The sequence below is a fragment of the Sphingomonas sp. S1-29 genome, assembly GCF_026167545.1.
GTDB lineage: Bacteria > Pseudomonadota > Alphaproteobacteria > Sphingomonadales > Sphingomonadaceae > Sphingomonas.
In genome coordinates this window covers 1,019,487-1,035,914 of the sequence record NZ_CP110678.1, presented here as the reverse complement: position 1 = coordinate 1,035,914, position 16,428 = coordinate 1,019,487, and the positions used below count along the sequence as shown (strand labels likewise).

Below are 16,428 nucleotides of genomic sequence, written 5' to 3'. Positions count from 1 at the left end.
GGTGCGCGTCACCCTTGCGCCGCCGCCCCCGACCGGCCATCTCGGTCGCATGACCGAAGCACCGACCGGCGTGGCCGTCACGCTCGACCCGCTGGTGGCGCGGGTGCTGGCGCCCAATCCCTCCCCCTTCACGCATACCGGCACCCAGACGCATCTGGTGGGCAGCGACACGCTCGCGGTGATCGATCCCGGCCCCGACGATCCGCGCCACCTTGCCGCGCTGCTCGCCGCGATCGACGGGCGCCGCGTCGCCGCGATCGTCGTCACCCACACGCATCGCGACCACAGCCCGCTTTCGCGCGCGCTCAAGGCGGCGACCGGCGCGCCGATCGTCGGCTGCGCGCCGCTGGCGATGGAGGATCTGGGGCCGCGCGCCGACGCCGCGTTCGATTTCGATTACGCCCCCGATCGCGTGCTCGCCGATGGCGAGGCGATCGTGGGCGGGGGCTGGACGCTCGAGGCGGTCGCGACCCCCGGCCATACCTCGAACCATCTCGCCTTCGCGCTGCCGGAAACCGGGGCGCTGTTCAGCGGCGATCATGTGATGGGCTGGTCGACCACGATCGTCTCGCCCCCCGATGGCGACATGGCGGCGTATATGGCGAGCCTCGACAAATTGATGCAGCGCGAAGACCGGATCTATTATCCCGGCCACGGCGAGGCGATCGAGAATCCGCGCCGGCTGGTGCGCGGGTTGCTCGGGCATCGCAAGCAGCGCGAGGGGCAGATATTGCGGCTGCTGAACGCGGGCACCGGCGAGGTGCCCGCGATGGTCGAGCGGATGTATGCCGGGATCGACCGCCGGATGTGGCCCGCCGCCGAACGATCGGTGCTGGCGCATCTGATCGATCTGGGCCAGCGCGGATTGGCGATCGAGGAGGGCGACTGGTGGAAACCGGTCTTATATGACACTCACCTCAAACCTTGAAATGCAAGGCGGGGATGTAAGAATGCGAAAGTCGGGTTTCGGTCTCTATCTATTTATTAGTTTTTGTTTGCTGTTGGCAGCAGGAACATACCTTGGAACAGTTTATATATCCAAGATAGATGCCATCGAAGATAATAGCCGGGTCGAGGATGACGGCAAAAGCGTGACAACAATTGTTGCCGTAAAGTTAGCAAGCACGTCCGAGCTGATTGTAAGTAGATTAACCGGTAAAATCCGTATTACAAGCAGCGCTGATCGCCTATGGGGATGGATGAGGTCGTCAATGACGGCTAGCATGCCATTAAGTGTTGCGTATACGGTGCCTTTGGCAAAAGTGCGCGGTAGTGACTTTGAGTGGGACGCTGAGCGTAGGCTTTTATTGATTGATGTTCCCGATATTGTCGTCGGCGATCCTAATATCGACGAGACGAAAATCACGATTGAAAACGAAGAGGGCGTAATCGTAACTCGATCGCAATCGAATGAAATGAGGCAGAAGATTTCGATTGCTGCACAGAAGAGAGCTGGAGATGAAGCGCGAAGCGCAGATCGAATGAACAATGTTCGCGATCGTGCGCGAGTGGAGCTGGAGCGCTTGTTCTCTGCTCCGGTAAAATCTGCTGGGTACTTGGACGTCACGGTCAAGGTTCGCTTTCCGTCTGACCCTGAATTCGATGGCGAGCGCTGGGACGTGTCGAAGTCGGTCGAAGAGGTGTTGGCGAACCGGCGGTGAGCGGGCGCGCGCCGGCGTAGGGGCCGCAGCGACCGCGCACCCCTTACCCCGTTCGTGCTGAGCCTGTCGAAGCATCGGCCTGAACCCGCCGCTGGTGCGCCGGCGGATCGTGCGGGCCGACCCTTCGACAAGCTCAGGGCGAACGGGGGGAGGGGGCAGCACTCATTGCCCCGTTGGGCAGTGGTAAATCGCTCCGCGCCGCTCTACATCGCCCTCGAACGGAGGGTATGCTTTCATGGACGCACGCAATGGCATCGGCGGCACGCTTGGCGGGGTCGATCTGCTCGCTGAGATCGATCGGCTGCGCAAGGAGCGCAACGCGGTCATCCTCGCGCATTATTACCAGAAGCCCGAAATCCAGGACTTGGCCGATTTCGTCGGCGACAGTTTCGACCTCAGCCGCAAGGCCGCCGACACCGATGCCGATGTGATCGCCTTTTGCGGCGTGCGCTTCATGGCCGAGACCGCCAAGGTGCTCAGCCCGCAAAAGACCGTGATCCTGCCCGACATGGACGCCGGTTGCAGCCTGGAAGACAGCTGCCCGCCCGATCAGTTCGCGGCGTTCCGCGCGCAGCATCCCGATCACATCGCGCTGACCTACATCAACTGCTCGGTCGAGGTGAAGGCGCTGTCCGACGTCATCGTCACCTCGTCGTCGGCCGAAAAGATCCTCAGCCAGATCCCCAAGGAGCAGAAGATCATCTTCGGCCCCGACAAGCACCTGGGCGGCTATATCAACCGCAAGCTGGGACGCGACATGCTGTTGTGGCCGGGCGTGTGCATTGTCCATGAGGCGTTCAGCGAGACCGAGCTGCTCAAGCTCAAGGCGCAGCACCCCGACGCCCCGGTCGCGGCGCATCCCGAATGCCCGCCGCATGTGATCGACCATGCCGATTATGTCGGGTCGACCAGCGGCATCCTCGCCTTTGCCGAGAGCTTCACCGGCGACACGCTGATCGTCGCGACCGAACCGCACATCATCCACCAGATGGAAAAGGCGGTGCCGCACAAGCGCTTCATCGGCGCGCCGGGGGCCGACGGGAACTGCAACTGCAACATCTGCCCCTATATGGCGCTCAACACCGTCGAGAAGCTGCACGTCGCGCTGCGCGACCTGACGCCGCGGATCGAAATCCCCGAGGAGATGCGGCTCAAGGCCAAGGTGTCGCTCGACCGGATGCTCGACATGGCGAGCGGCACGGTGGGGCTGGGCGATCTGGGGCCGTTCCGGGTGTCGGGTGACTGACGGCTTCGCGATTGCGGGCTTCGACCTCGATGGCTTCGTCGCCGCGACGCTGGCGGAGGATCTGGGGCCGGGGGGCGACGTCACGTCGGCGGCGGTGATCCCGGCTGAGGCGCGCTTTGCGGGGGTGATGGACAGCCGCGACGCGATCGTCGTCGCGGGGCTGCCGATCGCGGCGGCGTTTTTCCGTGCGCTAGATCCCGATGCGACGGTCGAGCTGCTGGTGGACGAAGGCCAATCGGTTGTGGCGGGCACCCAATTGATGCGCGTCCACGGCAACGCCCGCGCGTTGCTGACCGCCGAGCGATCGGCGCTCAACACCGTCCAGCATCTGTCGGGAATCGCGACGATGACGCGCGCCTATGTCGATGCGATCGGCACGGGGGGGGCGACCTTGCTCGACACGCGCAAGACGATCCCCGGGCTTCGGCTGCTCGAGAAATATGCCACGCGGATGGGTGGCGCGACCAACCACCGCATGGGGCTGTGGGACGCGGCGATGATCAAGGACAACCACGTCGCGGTCGCCGGATCGGTCGAGGCGGCGGTCGAGCGCGCGGTGGCGGCGGGGATCGAGCGGATCATCGTCGAGGTCGACCGGATCGACCAGATCGAACCCGCGCTGGCGGCAGGCGCGACGCATCTGCTGCTCGACAACATGGCGCCACCCATGCTGCGCGAGGCCGTCGCGCTGGTGGCGGGGCGGGTGCCGACCGAGGCGTCGGGCGGGGTGACGCTCGACACGATCGGCGCGATCGGCGCCACCGGGGTTGATTTCGTCAGCGTCGGGCGGTTGACCCAATCGGCACCCGCTGCCGATATCGGGCTCGATTTCGCGCTCGATTGAACGCGTTGCAAGCCGGGGGCGCTGGGCTATCGTAGCGCGGGGCAAAGGGGGATTCGCCATGCGACCAGTTTCGATCGTGCGTTTCGAGCAGGCGTATCTTGCTGCGTTGCTGCTGGGCGTCCTCAACATTCTGTTGTCGTGGGACATGCTCAGCGCCGCCTATTCGGCCGATCCCAACGCTGCGGTGCTGGGAACGGGATTTCTCATCGGATCGCTCGCGGTCAGCTACGGCATATCGCTGCTGCTGTGGTTCCTGACCGCGCGCAAGGCCAGCAGCATCGCCAAATGGTTTCTGGTGGTGCTGTTTGCCTTCGGGGTGCTGTCGCTGCTGTATTCGCTCGCGATGGGGTCGTGGGATGGCGGGCTGACCGGGCTGTTCGGGGTGGTCGGGCTGCTGCTGCAGGCGGTGGCGGTGTATTTCCTGTTTCGTCCCGATGCGCGTGCCTGGTTCGCGACCGACGACATCGCCGAGGGGACGTTCGAATGAGCCGGCTTGCCGCGTTGGGCATCGCCGCGGCGGCGCTGCTGGCCCCGCTGCCCGCGATCGCGCAGGCCTATCGCTGTTCGATGCCGATCGGCGACATCGCGCGGCCGCGCCCCGACGGGCCGACCGCGCGCGAGCCGAGGCGGGTGGTGCCGACGGGGAGCTATACGCTGGCACTCACCTGGAGCCCGCAATATTGCCGCGAGAATGGCAAGCAGGCATCGGCGCGGCTGCAATGCGGCGGCGGCAACCGCTTCGGCTTCACGCTGCACGGGCTGTGGCCCGACGGGAAGGGCACGCAATGGCCGCAATATTGCAGGCCCGCGGCGTTACTCGACACCCGCGTGATCCAGAGCAATTTGTGCGCGACGCCGTCGCCGCAATTGCTCCAGCACGAATATGCCAAGCACGGCACCTGCATGAACCTGGCGCCCGCGGCGTATTTCGATCGCGCGACGGGGCTGTATGCGCGAATCCGCTATCCCGACATGAACGCGCTGTCGCGGCGGCGGCGGCTGACGACGGGGCAGTTCGCGCAGGCCTTTGCCCGCGCCAATCGCGGGATGACCGCGGCGATGGTGAAGGTCACCGCCGATCGGCAGGGCTGGCTCGACGAGGCATGGGTCTGCCTCGACACCCAGTTCCGCTACCGTGCCTGCCCGCGCGCTGGGCGGGCGGCGAACCTGCCGCTCAAGATCTGGCGCGGTGGCGCCGCCTAGCGGCTAGCCCTCGACCACCACGGTCGAGGGGTGATGCTTGTCGAGATGCTTGCGGATGATCCGCAGGTTGCGGGTGTTCGATCGGAAGAAGAAATCGGGGATGATGCCGGCCCCGGGGATCAGGCCGAACAGCCAGTCGAGGCCGACATTGCCCGCCATCCGCGCCATCGCGCCCTTGCCCATGCCCAGGTTGCGCGCTTCCCAGATCATGTAGCCGCCGAACGCCGCACCGATGAAGCTGCCCCCGACCGGCAACAGCCCCAGCAGCGCGTCGATCCCGACCGGGCGGTTGATGCCGGGGATCACGAACATCCGCTCGAGCGCGCGCTCGAGTACCTCGACGCGCTGGCGCACCGACGCTGCATCGCTGCCGATCGGCAGGCGATTGCCCGCCTTGGCGAAGGGACCGGTTCCCATGGGTGTTGGCTTGACCATGGATGCTAGTTGGGATCGCCGCGCAGGTGATTCAACGGGTGGACTGCGCGCGGGTTCTCGCGCCATTCGCGCAGGCGTAGCGCGACGAGCGACCAGCGCATCGGGCGTGCGAGCGGGATGAAGGCGATATCGGCGGCGAGCGCGGCATCGGCCTCGGCAATGCGCTGGCGCCGGGTGGCGAGGTCGGGTGCGTCGCGCGCCGCCAGGATCAGTTCGGCGACGGGGACAGCACAGGGCTGGCATGCCGCCACCAGATACCAGCGGCCGCTGTCATAGGGCGCCAGCCGGTCGATCAGGCGCAGGTCGGCGGCGCTTCGCCACGCCACCCGCTCAGCGCGGACGCCGATTGCCGCCAGCGACGCGCCGACATGCGCCCATATCAGGTTGCCGCCGGGTGCATCGGGCACCGCGATGCGGATAACGGGAACTTCGCCCTCCTGCTCGCGGCGCCACTGCTCGACGCGAAGCCGCGCGGCGTTGCGCCGGTCCTCCAGACTGAACGGGCTCCAGCCGGGCTGTGCCGGCGGTTGTGCCGAATCGAACTGGTCTGGAAGCAGCGCCTCGGCCGCCGGCCAGTCGGGCAGGAAGGCGGCGGTGAGCGCGCCGCGGTCGATCGCCATCGCCACCGCCTCGCGATTGGCGGCGGTGGCGAGGAACCCCTGGCGCGAAACGACCGACAGCCCGAACAGGCCATAAGCGTAGTCGATCTTGCGGTTGGTCGGTGCGACCTTCGAATGTTCGATCAGCGGCCAGTCGCGATAGGTGCCGCCCGATACCAGATCGGACTGGCGCGCGCCGAAGCGGGCGATCGCCAGTGCCGCGGGTTCGGCGCGTAGCCGGACATATTCGGCGGCGTGCGGCTCTTCGAACTCGCTGTCGGTGAGCCGCAAGGGATCGAAGGCCGGGCGCAGCACGATGCCGTTGTCGTCGCGCGACTGGACGCGGAACGGGCCGGTGCCGCCCAGGCGGCGCGATTCGAAGATCGCCATCTCGGGCTGCGCGAACAGCAACAGCATGTCGGGGCGCGGCTTGCTGAGCCGGACTTCGATGACATTAGGGGTCATCTCGACGATCTCGTCGATCGCGCTGACGAAGGGGCGCAGCCGGTTCTGCCCGCCGCGCCGCACTGCGCGGCGAAGCGCGGTCACCACCTGCTTGGCGGTGACCGCGCTGCCATTGGCCCATTCGGTCTGCTGGAGGCGGAAGATGTAGCTCTTGCCGTCCTCGATCACCGTCCAGCGCTCGGCGAGCCCGGGTTCAATCCGGCCATTGGCATCGAAGCGCACCAGCCCCTGCGCGGTAGCCCCGAGCAATGCCGCCGCCGGGCTGCCCGGATTGCGCGAGGCGTTGCCCGTCGATTGGCCGATCACGCTGACGACAACGGGGATGTCGTCGGGTCGGCGTTCGCACGCCCCCAGCGTGAGGGTAGCGGCGATCATGCAAATTTTGAGACGGTTCATGGCGTTCCCGGCGACGAGGCTTTCCGTCTATGGGGCGCCGCGAGGGATGCCAACCCCGGCGAAGATGAAACCATGGTGCGGACGGTGGGACTCGAACCCACACTGATTGCTCAAGCGGATTTTAAGTCCGCCGCGTCTACCATTTCGCCACGTCCGCTTGGAGGCAGGAAAGCCCTAGCGCGGCGGGGTGGTCCGCGTCGAGATGCGGTGGCATCTTCCAGGCCAAGAAGCTGCCGCCGACACGCGGAGCGGCGGTGGCGTGCGCCTTACGTATTCAGGCGCAGGCGCATTTCCTTGCCAGGTTTGAAATAGGGGACGCGCTTGGCATCGACCGAGACCGACTCGCCGGTGCGTGGGTTGCGACCGCTGCGCGCGTCGCGGGCGCGGGTGCTGAACGCACCGAACCCGCGCAGTTCGACGCGGCCGTCATCCGACAGGCGGTGAACGATCTCGTCGAAGAACACGTTCACGATGCGCTCGACATCGCGGATCGACAGGTCGGGGTTGTCGCGGACGAGCAACTGGACGAGCTCGGAACGGATCATGATCTTCTACCCTCCGGAACGACGGGCTGACTAACGACCTGCCGCATCAAGCGACTTCGTTCCTTGTACACTAAGCTCCCTGTACGCGGAACTCTTAACCTGAATCAATCCGTGGGTGTTCGGGTCGAGTTTCCACTAAGTCGCGAGACTGAAACGCAAAAGGGCGAGACTTGCGTCCCGCCCTTCGCATTTTTTTTTGGCCTATGCTTATTTTTTCTCGTTACGGGCCTTCAGCGCTTCGCCGAGGATGTCGCCGAGCGACGCGCCCGAGTCGGACGAGCCATACTGCGCCACAGCCTGCTTCTCTTCGGAGATCTGCATCGCCTTGATCGAGAAGGTTGGCTTCTTCGAACGATCGAAGCCGGTGACCATCGCGTCGAACTTCTGGCCAACCTGGAAGCGCTCGGGACGCTGCTCGTCGCGGTCGCGGCCGAGATCGGTGCGCTTGATGAAGCCGGTGGCGCCATCATCGCCGGTCTGCACTTCAAGGCCCGCATCGCGGACTTCAAGCACGGTGACCGTGACGATCTCGTTCTTGTTGACGCGCGAACCCGCACCACCAGCGGCTTCGCCACCGGTCGCAACCGAAGGTGCGCCACGCTCGAGCTGCTTCATGCCGAGCGAGATACGCTCCTTGTCGGGCTCGATCGCCAGCACGATCGCCTGGACGGTCTCGCCCTTGCGATGCAGGTTGAGCGCGTCCTCGCCCGAAATGCCCCAGGCGATGTCCGACATGTGGACCATGCCGTCAACATCGTTGTCGAGACCGATGAACAGGCCGAACTCGGTGGCGTTCTTGACTTCGCCCTCGACCTGGCTGCCGACCGGGTGATCCTCGGCGAACTTGTCCCAGGGATTGGCCTGTGCCTGCTTGAGGCCCAGCGAGATGCGACGCTTCTCCTGGTCGACCTCGAGCACCATGACGTCGACTTCCTGGCTCGTCGATACGATCTTGCCCGGATGGACGTTCTTCTTGGTCCAGCTCATTTCGCTGACATGGACCAGGCCTTCGATGCCGGCTTCCAGCTCGACGAACGCACCATATTCGGTGATGTTCGTGACACGGCCCGAAAGCTTCGCGCCGACCGGATACTTGGCCGATGCGCCATCCCAAGGATCGCTCTCGAGCTGCTTCATGCCAAGCGAGATACGCTGGGTGTCGCGGTTGATGCGGATGATCTGCACCTTCACCGTGTCGCCGATGTTCAGCATCTCGCTCGGGTGACCGACGCGCTTGTAGCTGAGGTCGGTGACATGCAGCAGGCCGTCGATGCCGCCCAGGTCGACGAACGCACCGTAATCGGTGATGTTCTTGACGATACCGTCGATGATCTGACCCTCGGCCAGGCTCAGGATCAGGCCGCTGCGCTGCTCGGCGCGCGTCTCTTCGAGGACGGCGCGGCGCGAAACGACGATGTTGCCGCGCTTGCGGTCCATCTTCAGGATCTGGAAGGGCTGCGGGATGTCCATCAGCGGGGTGACGTCGCGCACCGGGCGGATATCGACCTGCGAACCGGGCAGGAACGCCACGGCGCCGCTCAGGTCGACGGTGAAGCCGCCCTTGACGCGGCCGAAGATGACGCCCTCGACGCGTGCGGTCTTGGCGAATTCGGTTTCCAGCGTGTCCCATGCGGCTTCGCGGCGGGCGCGGTCGCGCGACAGCATCGCTTCGCCATTGGCGTTCTCGACGCGGTCGACATAGACCTGCACTTCGTCACCGACCTTCAGCTCGGCGGGCTGGCCCGGCGCTGCGAATTCGCGCAGCGGCACGCGGCCTTCGCTCTTCAGGCCGACGTCGATGATCGCGAGGTCGTTCTCGATACCGGTGACGGTGCCGATGACGACTCGGCCTTCGAAGCTTTCCGATGCGCCGAACATGTCGTCGAGCATCGCTGCGAAATCGTCACGGGTAGGATTGGGCTGGGTTGCCATAAAGGATCAGGTTCCTGTGTCGTTCATTTCCGGCCAGCCGGTTTTTCCGGCGGTCTTGGCCTTCGTGTGCCGCGGCGGCCGATCGCCGGTCGCGGCATCCAGGCGCGCAGGAACGCGCGGAGGGCACTCGTCGCACAATGCGAAAAGGGCGCGACGGGCAATGCCGTGCGCCAGCCTCCGCGAACACCAGTTCGTCGGACCGTGCGCGCATAGCCCAGAAAGCGAAAACTAGCAAGCCGAGGCGTGTGGCGCGGGGGCAGGCCGAGCGGACAGCTTAACCTTGTTCGATAGCGATGCGTCAAGCGCCCCCGCGTATTTCCGCTCCCATGCGTGACCGTAATGTATATCGTTTTTGGAAGCCGTTTCGGGCGGTGCCGTTGCGTCGCCAGCAGTGGCGCTATCGCTTCGGCGATCTGGGCGTGTTTCGATCGGGCTTTGTGCTGGCGGCGCTCGCCGGCGCGGCGATCGGCATCGCATCGACCAACCCCGGCGCGTCGCAGGCGGTCACGATCGACGATCGCGGCGACCCGGTCGGATGCCGCGCGGTGGACGGCGACACGCTTCGCTGCGGCAGCGAACGTATCCGGCTGCTGGGCATCGATACCCCCGAACTGCCCGGCCATTGCCGCGCCGGGCGCAACTGCGTCGAAGGCGATGCCGCCGCGGCGACGCGCAGCCTAGCCCGCGCGATCGACGGGCCGCTGACGGTGATGCGGACGGGCGAGGACCGTTATGGCCGTACGCTCGCGACGATCCGGGGGCCGCTTGGTGACGTATCGTGCCACCAGCTACGCTTCACCGATGCGCGCTACCGCCGCGATTGGGACGATGGCGATCGGGTGCGGCGCGCCTGTCCCAGACTGACCGGCGGCTGATCGCGCCGCAGCGGCGCCGGCCTATTGCTGTTCGGAACGTATCCGCATCCGCGCCTCTGCCAGCCCGATCGCGCGCTGGACCGCGGCGTCGATCGACAGGAAGCTGGTATCGAGCAACGCTGCGTCGGCGGCCTGGCGCATCGGCGCTTCGGTGCGGCGCGCATCGCGATCGTCGCGCGCTCGGATGTCGCCCAGCACCTTGTCGAGGCTGACCTTGCTGCCGTGCGCGCGAAGTTCCGAGTGGCGGCGCTGGGCGCGGATCATCGGCGTCGCCTTCACGAACAACTTCACCTCGGCATCGGGGGCGATGACGGTGCCGATGTCGCGGCCGTCGAGTACCGCGCCGCCGGGTTGCTGCGCGAACCGGCGCTGGCGCTGGAGCAATGCCGCGCGCACCAGCGGATGCGCCGACACGACCGAGGCGAGCTTGCCCGCCTCGTCGGTGCGCAGCGCTGGATCCTCAAGCAGCCGGTCTTCGAAGTCGCATACCGCGACCACATCGGCCTCGCGCGTCGGGTCGAGCCCCTCGGCCATCACGCGTTGCGCGACCGCGCGGTACAACAGCCCGGTATCGAGATGCGGCAACCCGAAATGGCGCGAAAGCGCGCGGGCAATCGTGCCCTTTCCCGAGGCGGCGGGTCCATCGACGGCGATAATCATGCTGGGGTCAATCGGTTGCGCGCGCGAGGGCGTCAAGCGTTTCAAAAAAGGCGGGGTAGCTGGTTGCGACCGGATTTGCATCGTCGATGCAAATCGGCGCGCGCGCGACAAGTCCAGCCACCGCCATGCTCATCGCGATACGATGGTCGAGTTTCGAGGCGACTTGAGCGCCGCCTGGCAGGCTCGCGCCGCCCGATCCGTCGATCGACAGTCCGTCGTCATGCTCAGTCACCGCCACGCCGATCGCGGTGAGCGCCGCTGCCATCGTCGCGATCCGGTCCGATTCCTTGACGCGCAGTTCGTGCGCACCGCGCGCGACGGTGCGCCCGGTGGCGCAGGCGGCGGCGACGAACAGGATCGGATATTCGTCGATCATGCTCGGCGCGATGTCGGCAGGAACCTCGATCGCGGTCAGCGGCGCGTGGCGGACGACCAGATCGGCGACGGGTTCGCCGCCGACGGTGCGCGCATTGGTATCGGTGATATCGGCGCCCATCATCCGCAGCACCTGGAGCAGTCCGGTGCGCGTGGGGTTCATGCAGGCGTTGCGGATCGTGATGTGCGATCCGGGAACGATCGACCCCGCGACCAGCCAGAACGCTGCCGACGAGGGATCGCCGGGTACCTGGATATCCTGCGGCTGCAATTCGGCCTCGCCGCGAATCGAAATGATCCGGCCGTCGGGGCCTTCCTCGACGGTCAGCTCGGCACCGAAGCCCGCGAGCATCCGCTCGCTATGGTCGCGGGTCGGCACCGGCTCGATCACGCGGGTGATGCCCGGGGTGTTGAGCCCCGCGAGCAGCACCGCCGACTTCACCTGCGCCGACGCGACGGGCAGCGTGTATTCGACCGGCACCGCGGGCGTCAGGCCGCGCAGCATCAGCGGCAGGCGGCCACCGGGCGAGGCGGTGATGTCCGCACCCATCTGCGTCAGCGGCTCGATCACGCGGCCCATCGGCCGCGACGACAGCGATGCGTCGCCGATGAAGGTCGCGGTGATCGGATGGCTGGCGACCAGCCCCATCAGCAGCCGCGTCGAGGTGCCCGAATTGCCCATGTCGAGCGCCTGCGCGGGCTGGAGCAGCCCGCCGACGCCGACCCCGTCGACCTGCCACACGCCATCCGAATCGCGTTCGATCGTCGCGCCCATCGCGCGCATCGCGGCGGCGGTGGCGAGCACGTCCTCGCCCTCGAGCAGCCCCTCGATCCGGCTGCGGCCGACCGCGAGCGAGGCGAACATCAGCGCGCGATGGCTGATCGATTTGTCGCCGGGCAGCGCGACGTCGCCGCGCAGCGGACCTCGGGCGACGATCGAGACCGGCAAAGGCGAAACGGGTAGGGGGGTGGCGTGCGACATGGCGGCGGGCTTTTGACAGCGCGCTTGTGCTATGGCAAGGCGCGCTCCACTTTGCGGAAGGCATCCTTCCGAAATCAAACATCTCTGAAAGGCGACTTGCGGCATGATCAAGCCGGAATGGGGCACGAAGCGGGCCTGTCCGAAATGCGGAACGCGTTTCTATGATCTTGGCAAGGAGGACCCGGTCAGCTGCATCGCATGCGGCGTGACGTGGAACCCCGAGCCGATCCTGAAATCGAAGCAGCCCTTGCCGTTCGAAGCGGCCAAGGCCGCACCGGTCAAGGAAAAGGCCGAGGATTCGGATCTGGGCGACGATATCGACGTCGAGGACGACGACACCCCTGCGGACGACGATGTCGACCTGGGCGGTGACGAGGATCTGGGCGTCGAGACCCCCGCCGACGAGCACGAAACCTGAGGTGCGCGCCCCGTCTCGGTCGCAGGATCGGGGCGGGGCGGTTTTCGATGGCACACGGCAAAACGCCGCTTGCCAAAGCATCGCGGCCCGCTTAGTGGAGCCGCCTTCCCAACGATGTGGGGCCGTAGCTCAGCTGGGAGAGCGTTCGCATGGCATGCGAAAGGTCAGGGGTTCGATCCCCCTCGGCTCCACCACCCCCCGATCGTTCGGCAGGGTTCGCCGGATAGCCGATTGGGTTCGCCCCGGCTTCGCACCAGCTTCGATAACCCCTGGCGCCGACGGTGCTTCGCAGTCTTCGATTCCCCCGCACGATGTTGCTGCCTCTGCAGCTAAATAGCTGTATCATCGGCATTGCGATGCGCGCGGGTGCCGCAGCGCGGCGACGGGGGTGGCATGAGCACGATCGATACGCGCCGGCATCAGATGTTTCCCACGCTCGATTCGGCGCAGATGGCGACCGCGCGGCGCTTCGCCAGCGGTCCTGCGGTGCGGTTCGCCCCCGGCGATACGCTGTACGCGATCGGCGCGCACGATGTCCCTGCGTGGCTCGTGATCGAGGGGACGATCGAGGTCGTCCGTCGCGACGGGCTGAGCGCCGAAACCGGCATCACCGTGCACCATCCCGGCCAGTTTTCGGGCGAGGTGAACCAGCTCGCCGGGCGTCCGTCGATCGCCGCCGGGGTGGCGGGGCCAGAAGGGTGCAGCGCGATCCCGTTCGACGCCGCGCATCTTCGCGCGCTGATGGTCGGGTCGGCCGAGCTCGGTGAGATCGTGATGCGCGCGCTGATCCTGCGCCGCGTCAGCCTGATCGAGCATGGCGGCGCGGGCACGATCATCGTCGGCGTGCCCGGCAGCCCCGATATCGTGCGACTGCAGACCTTCCTTGGTCGCAGCGGCCTGCCCAATCTGGTGCTCGACGTCGGCGCCGAGGGCGAGGGGCGCGCGCTGGCCGAACGCACCGGGGTGCTGCCCGAGGAATTGCCGCTGGTGATGTGCCCCAATGGCCAGCTGCTCAAGCGCCCGAGCGACGAGGAGCTTGCCGCCTGCCTAGGCGTCATCCCGCCGATCGATCCCGAACATCTGTACGACGTCGCGATCGTCGGCGCAGGGCCCGCCGGCCTCGCGACCGCGGTCTATGCCGCCTCCGAAGGATTGTCGGTGGTGGTGCTCGATTCGCGATCGATGGGCGGGCAGGCGGGGGCGTCGGCGCGGATCGAGAATTATCTGGGGTTCCCGACGGGGATTTCGGGGCTGGCGCTGGCCGGGCGCGCGTTCAACCAGGCGCTGAAATTCGGTGCCGAGGTCGCGATTCCGGTCGCGGTCGAGCGGCTCGAATGCGACGGGGTGCGGCTCGCGCTCGCCTGCGCGGGCGAGCGCCGGGTGCAGGCACGGTCGGTGGTGATCGCCTCGGGGGCGCGCTACCGGCGGCCCGATATCGCCAATCTCGCCGAATTCGAAGGCGCGGGGGTGTCCTACTGGATCTCGGCGATCGAATCGCGACTATGCGCCGGCGAAGAGGTGGTGCTGGTCGGCGGTGGCAATTCGGCGGGGCAGGCGGTGGTGTTCCTCGCGCCGCAGGTGAAGAAGCTGCACCTAGTGGTCCGCCGTGATCTCGGCGAGACGATGTCGCGCTATCTGGTCGATCGGATCGCCGCGCTCGGCAATGTCGAGGTCCATGTCGGCAGCGAGATCGTCGGGTTGGAGGGCGAGCGCGCGACCGGGCTTGCCGCTGCGACCTTCCGCGAGCGCAGCACCGGCAATCTACACCGCCGCGCGGTGCGCCATGTGTTCCTGTTCATCGGTGCCGATCCCAATGCAGATTGGGCGCGCGATTGCGTCGCCACCGATGCCAAGGGCTTTGTCGTCACCGGGGTCGATGCGCAGCCGCTCGAGACGAGCGTCGCGGGGGTGTTCGCGATCGGCGACGTCCGCGCCGGATCGACCAAGCGGGTTGCCGCCGCGGTGGGCGAGGGCGCGGCGGTGGTCGCGCAGATCCACGCGATGTTCGCGCGCGAGGCGGCCCAAGCCGCACGCTGATTGCTCCGCCAAAAGGGGGCGGGTGTCGGCCGCCCCCCTCCGGTTTCACCCCGTCAGCCGCGCACGAACGCCAGCAGATCGGCGTTGAGGATTTCGGCGTTCATCGTCAGCATCCCGTGCGAGAAGCCCGGATAGATTTTGAGCGTCGCGTTGGGCAGGAGTTCGGCCTGCTTCAGCGCGGCCTCGACATAGGGGACGATCTGGTCGTCGTCGCCCGCCAGCACCAAAGTGGGCACGGTGATCGCGCGCAAATCCTCGGTCTGGTCGGTCTCGGAAAACGCCTTGATCCCCTCGTAATGCGCGAGCGCGCTGCCGATCATGCCCTGCCGCCACCAATTCTGGATCACGCCTTGCGAAACCGTCGCGCCGTCGCGGTTGAAGCCGTAGAACGGCCCCGACGCCAGATCGAGATAGAATTGCGAGCGATTATCGGCGAGCGCCTTGCGCAGCCCGTCGAACACCTCGATCGGTACGCCGGCGGGATGCGCCTCGGTCTGGAGCATCAGCGGCGGCACCGCACTCACCAGCACCGCCTTGGCGACACGCCCCTGTGGCTCGCCGAACTTTGCGACATAGCGGGTGACTTCGCCGCCGCCGGTCGAATGGCCGATATGCACCGCGTTGGTGAGGTTCAATTGTGCGGCGAGCGCGGAGACGTCGGCGGCATAATGGTCCATGTCATGGCCTGTCGCGATCTGCGACGATCGCCCATGGCCGCGCCGGTCGTGCGCGACGACGCGATAGCCATTGGCGAGGAAGAACAGCATCTGGGTGTCCCAATCGTCCGACGATAGCGGCCAGCCATGGTGGAAGACGATCGGCTGGGCGTCGCGCGGGCCCCAGTCCTTGTAGAAGATTTCGGCGCCGTCATCGGTGGTGATATATGCCATGATATCCTCCGTTCGCGGCGCAAGCCGATGCCCGCCCGCGCCGCGAACCTACGCGATTCGGGGGTTCGACGGAACCGTTCGAGTCGGTTCAAGGCATTGTGGACGAAAGATATTCGGGCGCGATACCGGTCTGGTCGATGCGACGAAGCGCGGTCGCCTGCGGGCTTACGCCTTGGGCGTCACCCACACCGATACCGGCGCGACGAACTTGCCCGGCGCGGGCTTGCCGACGTCGATCCGGTCGGCCTTTACCAGCTCGCCGGTTTCGAGGTTGAAGGACGCCCAGGGTTTGGGCATGCGGCCGAAGCTCATCTTCTGGATGGGCTGGCCGGTGGTGCTGTTCATGATCGTTGCGATGATTGCCATGCCCCGCCGATAGGAAAGCGCCGGGCCGCTTGTCCAGTGGCGGTTGCGATCGCAACGCTCAGTCGAGCGTTCGCCGCCGCAGCCGAGCGAATGCCGCGCGAAGGTCCGCGGGGCTGGCGGCTTCGAGCGCGCCCGCAGCGACGTCGGCGGGGGACCAGAACAAGGACGGCGCTTCGTCGTCGAGCATCGCCCAGGCGCCGAACATCCGATCGGTCACCTCGTCGCTCAGCAGCAGTTGGACGTCGCCATGGCGATCGTCGCCCAGGATCCGTGCGAACAACGCGTCGATCGCGGGTGCCGGCCCCTCGATCAGTTGCAGATACAGGTCGTGGCGGCAGATCAGCGCGCCGGTGATGTCGTCGCGGCGGTTGTTGCGCCGCGCCTGCGACAGGATGCCGGCGAGCATCGCCTCGTCGAACCCGAACGGCTGCGATCGATAGATCAACTGCTTCATCGTGCCCGACCCCCGGTGATTGCTGCCGATACAGGCTACGCCAAG

Annotated in this window: 18 protein-coding genes and 2 tRNA genes; 10 read left to right on the top strand and 10 right to left on the bottom strand. The window is 66.5% G+C overall.

Going from position 1 to position 16,428, the window contains the following annotated elements; all coding sequences use genetic code 11:
* Positions 1–49 precede the first annotated feature (49 nt).
* From OKW76_RS04825 to OKW76_RS04800, 6 genes are all read left to right on the top strand, one after another.
* Positions 50–928, top strand: a complete 879-nt coding sequence (locus OKW76_RS04825; RefSeq protein ID WP_265551623.1) for an MBL fold metallo-hydrolase — start codon at positions 50–52, stop codon at positions 926–928.
* Positions 906–1,661: a DUF4230 domain-containing protein gene (locus tag OKW76_RS04820; RefSeq protein ID WP_265551622.1), complete on the top strand. Its 756-nt coding sequence runs from the start codon at positions 906–908 to the stop codon at positions 1,659–1,661. The genes OKW76_RS04825 and OKW76_RS04820 overlap by 23 nt, the downstream gene beginning before the upstream one ends.
* Positions 1,662–1,896: 235 nt before the next feature.
* Positions 1,897–2,907 (top strand): quinolinate synthase NadA, encoded by a 1,011-nt coding sequence (gene nadA, locus OKW76_RS04815; protein WP_265551620.1) that lies wholly within the window; start codon positions 1,897–1,899, stop codon positions 2,905–2,907.
* A complete protein-coding gene (gene nadC, locus OKW76_RS04810) occupies positions 2,900–3,751 on the top strand; it encodes a carboxylating nicotinate-nucleotide diphosphorylase (protein WP_265551618.1) in 852 nt (283 codons plus the stop codon). The genes nadA and nadC overlap by 8 nt, the downstream gene beginning before the upstream one ends.
* Before the next feature lie 58 nt (positions 3,752–3,809).
* The gene (locus OKW76_RS04805) at positions 3,810–4,238 is read left to right on the top strand and encodes a hypothetical protein (RefSeq protein WP_265551617.1); all 429 of its coding nucleotides are present in this window, start codon (positions 3,810–3,812) and stop codon (positions 4,236–4,238) included.
* On the top strand, positions 4,235–4,954 hold the full coding sequence (locus OKW76_RS04800; RefSeq protein ID WP_265551615.1) for a ribonuclease T2 family protein: 720 nt from the start codon (positions 4,235–4,237) through the stop codon (positions 4,952–4,954). Before OKW76_RS04805 ends, OKW76_RS04800 begins: the two co-directional genes overlap by 4 nt.
* A gap of 3 nt (positions 4,955–4,957) precedes the next feature.
* Here OKW76_RS04800 and OKW76_RS04795 read toward each other — a convergent pair whose 3' ends face one another.
* The 5 genes from OKW76_RS04795 to rpsA all read right to left on the bottom strand — a co-directional run bounded on the left by OKW76_RS04795 (position 4,958) and on the right by rpsA (position 9,326).
* On the bottom strand, positions 4,958–5,371 hold the full coding sequence (locus OKW76_RS04795; protein WP_265551613.1) for a DUF4112 domain-containing protein: 414 nt from the start codon (positions 5,369–5,371) through the stop codon (positions 4,958–4,960).
* A 23-nt stretch (positions 5,372–5,394) separates the two neighbouring features.
* On the bottom strand, positions 5,395–6,849 hold the full coding sequence (locus OKW76_RS04790) for an ABC transporter substrate-binding protein (RefSeq protein ID WP_265551612.1): 1,455 nt from the start codon (positions 6,847–6,849) through the stop codon (positions 5,395–5,397).
* 73 nt (positions 6,850–6,922) lie between these two features.
* Positions 6,923–7,006 (bottom strand) — tRNA-Leu (locus tag OKW76_RS04785).
* Positions 7,007–7,115: 109 nt separating this feature from the next.
* A complete protein-coding gene (locus tag OKW76_RS04780) occupies positions 7,116–7,394 on the bottom strand; it encodes an integration host factor subunit beta (RefSeq protein ID WP_256507689.1) in 279 nt (92 codons plus the stop codon).
* Positions 7,395–7,601: 207 nt separating this feature from the next.
* On the bottom strand, positions 7,602–9,326 hold the full coding sequence (gene rpsA / locus OKW76_RS04775; RefSeq protein ID WP_265551610.1) for a 30S ribosomal protein S1: 1,725 nt from the start codon (positions 9,324–9,326) through the stop codon (positions 7,602–7,604).
* 326 nt (positions 9,327–9,652) lie between these two features.
* Here rpsA and OKW76_RS04770 point away from each other — a divergent pair, with 326 nt between their 5' ends.
* Positions 9,653–10,201, top strand: coding sequence for a thermonuclease family protein (locus OKW76_RS04770; protein WP_265551608.1), 549 nt, complete (start codon positions 9,653–9,655; stop codon positions 10,199–10,201).
* A 21-nt stretch (positions 10,202–10,222) separates the two neighbouring features.
* On the opposite strand, the gene cmk is transcribed toward OKW76_RS04770, so the two are convergent.
* Positions 10,223–10,861, bottom strand: a complete 639-nt coding sequence (cmk, locus tag OKW76_RS04765; protein ID WP_265551606.1) for a (d)CMP kinase — start codon at positions 10,859–10,861, stop codon at positions 10,223–10,225.
* Between the two features lie 7 nt (positions 10,862–10,868).
* Positions 10,869–12,218, bottom strand: coding sequence for a 3-phosphoshikimate 1-carboxyvinyltransferase (gene aroA, locus OKW76_RS04760; RefSeq protein WP_265551605.1), 1,350 nt, complete (start codon positions 12,216–12,218; stop codon positions 10,869–10,871).
* A 103-nt stretch (positions 12,219–12,321) separates the two neighbouring features.
* Between aroA and OKW76_RS04755 the strand changes: the two genes are divergently transcribed.
* From OKW76_RS04755 to OKW76_RS04745, 3 genes are all read left to right on the top strand, one after another.
* The gene (locus tag OKW76_RS04755) at positions 12,322–12,636 is read left to right on the top strand and encodes an FYDLN acid domain-containing protein (protein WP_256507683.1); all 315 of its coding nucleotides are present in this window, start codon (positions 12,322–12,324) and stop codon (positions 12,634–12,636) included.
* Between the two features lie 118 nt (positions 12,637–12,754).
* Positions 12,755–12,830 (top strand) — tRNA-Ala (locus OKW76_RS04750).
* A gap of 199 nt (positions 12,831–13,029) precedes the next feature.
* Positions 13,030–14,673, top strand: coding sequence for an FAD-dependent oxidoreductase (locus tag OKW76_RS04745; protein WP_265551602.1), 1,644 nt, complete (start codon positions 13,030–13,032; stop codon positions 14,671–14,673).
* A gap of 53 nt (positions 14,674–14,726) precedes the next feature.
* Here the strand turns inward: OKW76_RS04745 and OKW76_RS04740 are convergent, their stop codons facing one another.
* From OKW76_RS04740 to OKW76_RS04730, 3 genes are all read right to left on the bottom strand, one after another.
* Positions 14,727–15,563: an alpha/beta fold hydrolase gene (locus OKW76_RS04740; protein ID WP_265551599.1), complete on the bottom strand. Its 837-nt coding sequence runs from the start codon at positions 15,561–15,563 to the stop codon at positions 14,727–14,729.
* 165 nt (positions 15,564–15,728) lie between these two features.
* Positions 15,729–15,929, bottom strand: coding sequence for a hypothetical protein (locus OKW76_RS04735; protein ID WP_256507682.1), 201 nt, complete (start codon positions 15,927–15,929; stop codon positions 15,729–15,731).
* A 58-nt stretch (positions 15,930–15,987) separates the two neighbouring features.
* Complete coding sequence (locus tag OKW76_RS04730) at positions 15,988–16,383, bottom strand: BLUF domain-containing protein (RefSeq protein WP_265551596.1); 396 nt, start codon at positions 16,381–16,383, stop codon at positions 15,988–15,990.
* Positions 16,384–16,428: the final 45 nt, after the last annotated feature.

Excerpts from the sequence above, each read along its gene's own strand:
- rpsA (WP_265551610.1), bottom strand. The coding sequence starts at position 9,326 with ATGGCAACCCAGCCCAATCCTACCCGTGACGATTTCGCAGCGATGCTC.
- OKW76_RS04800 (WP_265551615.1), top strand. The coding sequence starts at position 4,235 with ATGAGCCGGCTTGCCGCGTTGGGCATCGCCGCGGCGGCGCTGCTGGCC.
- OKW76_RS04795 (WP_265551613.1), bottom strand. The coding sequence starts at position 5,371 with ATGGGAACCGGTCCCTTCGCCAAGGCGGGCAATCGCCTGCCGATCGGC.
- cmk (WP_265551606.1), bottom strand. The coding sequence starts at position 10,861 with ATGATTATCGCCGTCGATGGACCCGCCGCCTCGGGAAAGGGCACGATT.
- OKW76_RS04805 (WP_265551617.1), top strand. The coding sequence starts at position 3,810 with ATGCGACCAGTTTCGATCGTGCGTTTCGAGCAGGCGTATCTTGCTGCG.
- OKW76_RS04770 (WP_265551608.1), top strand. The coding sequence starts at position 9,653 with ATGCGTGACCGTAATGTATATCGTTTTTGGAAGCCGTTTCGGGCGGTG.
- OKW76_RS04755 (WP_256507683.1), top strand. The coding sequence starts at position 12,322 with ATGATCAAGCCGGAATGGGGCACGAAGCGGGCCTGTCCGAAATGCGGA.
- OKW76_RS04740 (WP_265551599.1), bottom strand. The coding sequence starts at position 15,563 with ATGGCATATATCACCACCGATGACGGCGCCGAAATCTTCTACAAGGAC.
- OKW76_RS04825 (WP_265551623.1), top strand. The coding sequence starts at position 50 with ATGACCGAAGCACCGACCGGCGTGGCCGTCACGCTCGACCCGCTGGTG.
- OKW76_RS04820 (WP_265551622.1), top strand. The coding sequence starts at position 906 with ATGACACTCACCTCAAACCTTGAAATGCAAGGCGGGGATGTAAGAATG.
- OKW76_RS04735 (WP_256507682.1), bottom strand. The coding sequence starts at position 15,929 with ATGGCAATCATCGCAACGATCATGAACAGCACCACCGGCCAGCCCATC.
- OKW76_RS04745 (WP_265551602.1), top strand. The coding sequence starts at position 13,030 with ATGAGCACGATCGATACGCGCCGGCATCAGATGTTTCCCACGCTCGAT.
- OKW76_RS04790 (WP_265551612.1), bottom strand. The coding sequence starts at position 6,849 with ATGAACCGTCTCAAAATTTGCATGATCGCCGCTACCCTCACGCTGGGG.
- OKW76_RS04780 (WP_256507689.1), bottom strand. The coding sequence starts at position 7,394 with ATGATCCGTTCCGAGCTCGTCCAGTTGCTCGTCCGCGACAACCCCGAC.
- aroA (WP_265551605.1), bottom strand. The coding sequence starts at position 12,218 with ATGTCGCACGCCACCCCCCTACCCGTTTCGCCTTTGCCGGTCTCGATC.
- OKW76_RS04730 (WP_265551596.1), bottom strand. The coding sequence starts at position 16,383 with ATGAAGCAGTTGATCTATCGATCGCAGCCGTTCGGGTTCGACGAGGCG.
- nadA (WP_265551620.1), top strand. The coding sequence starts at position 1,897 with ATGGACGCACGCAATGGCATCGGCGGCACGCTTGGCGGGGTCGATCTG.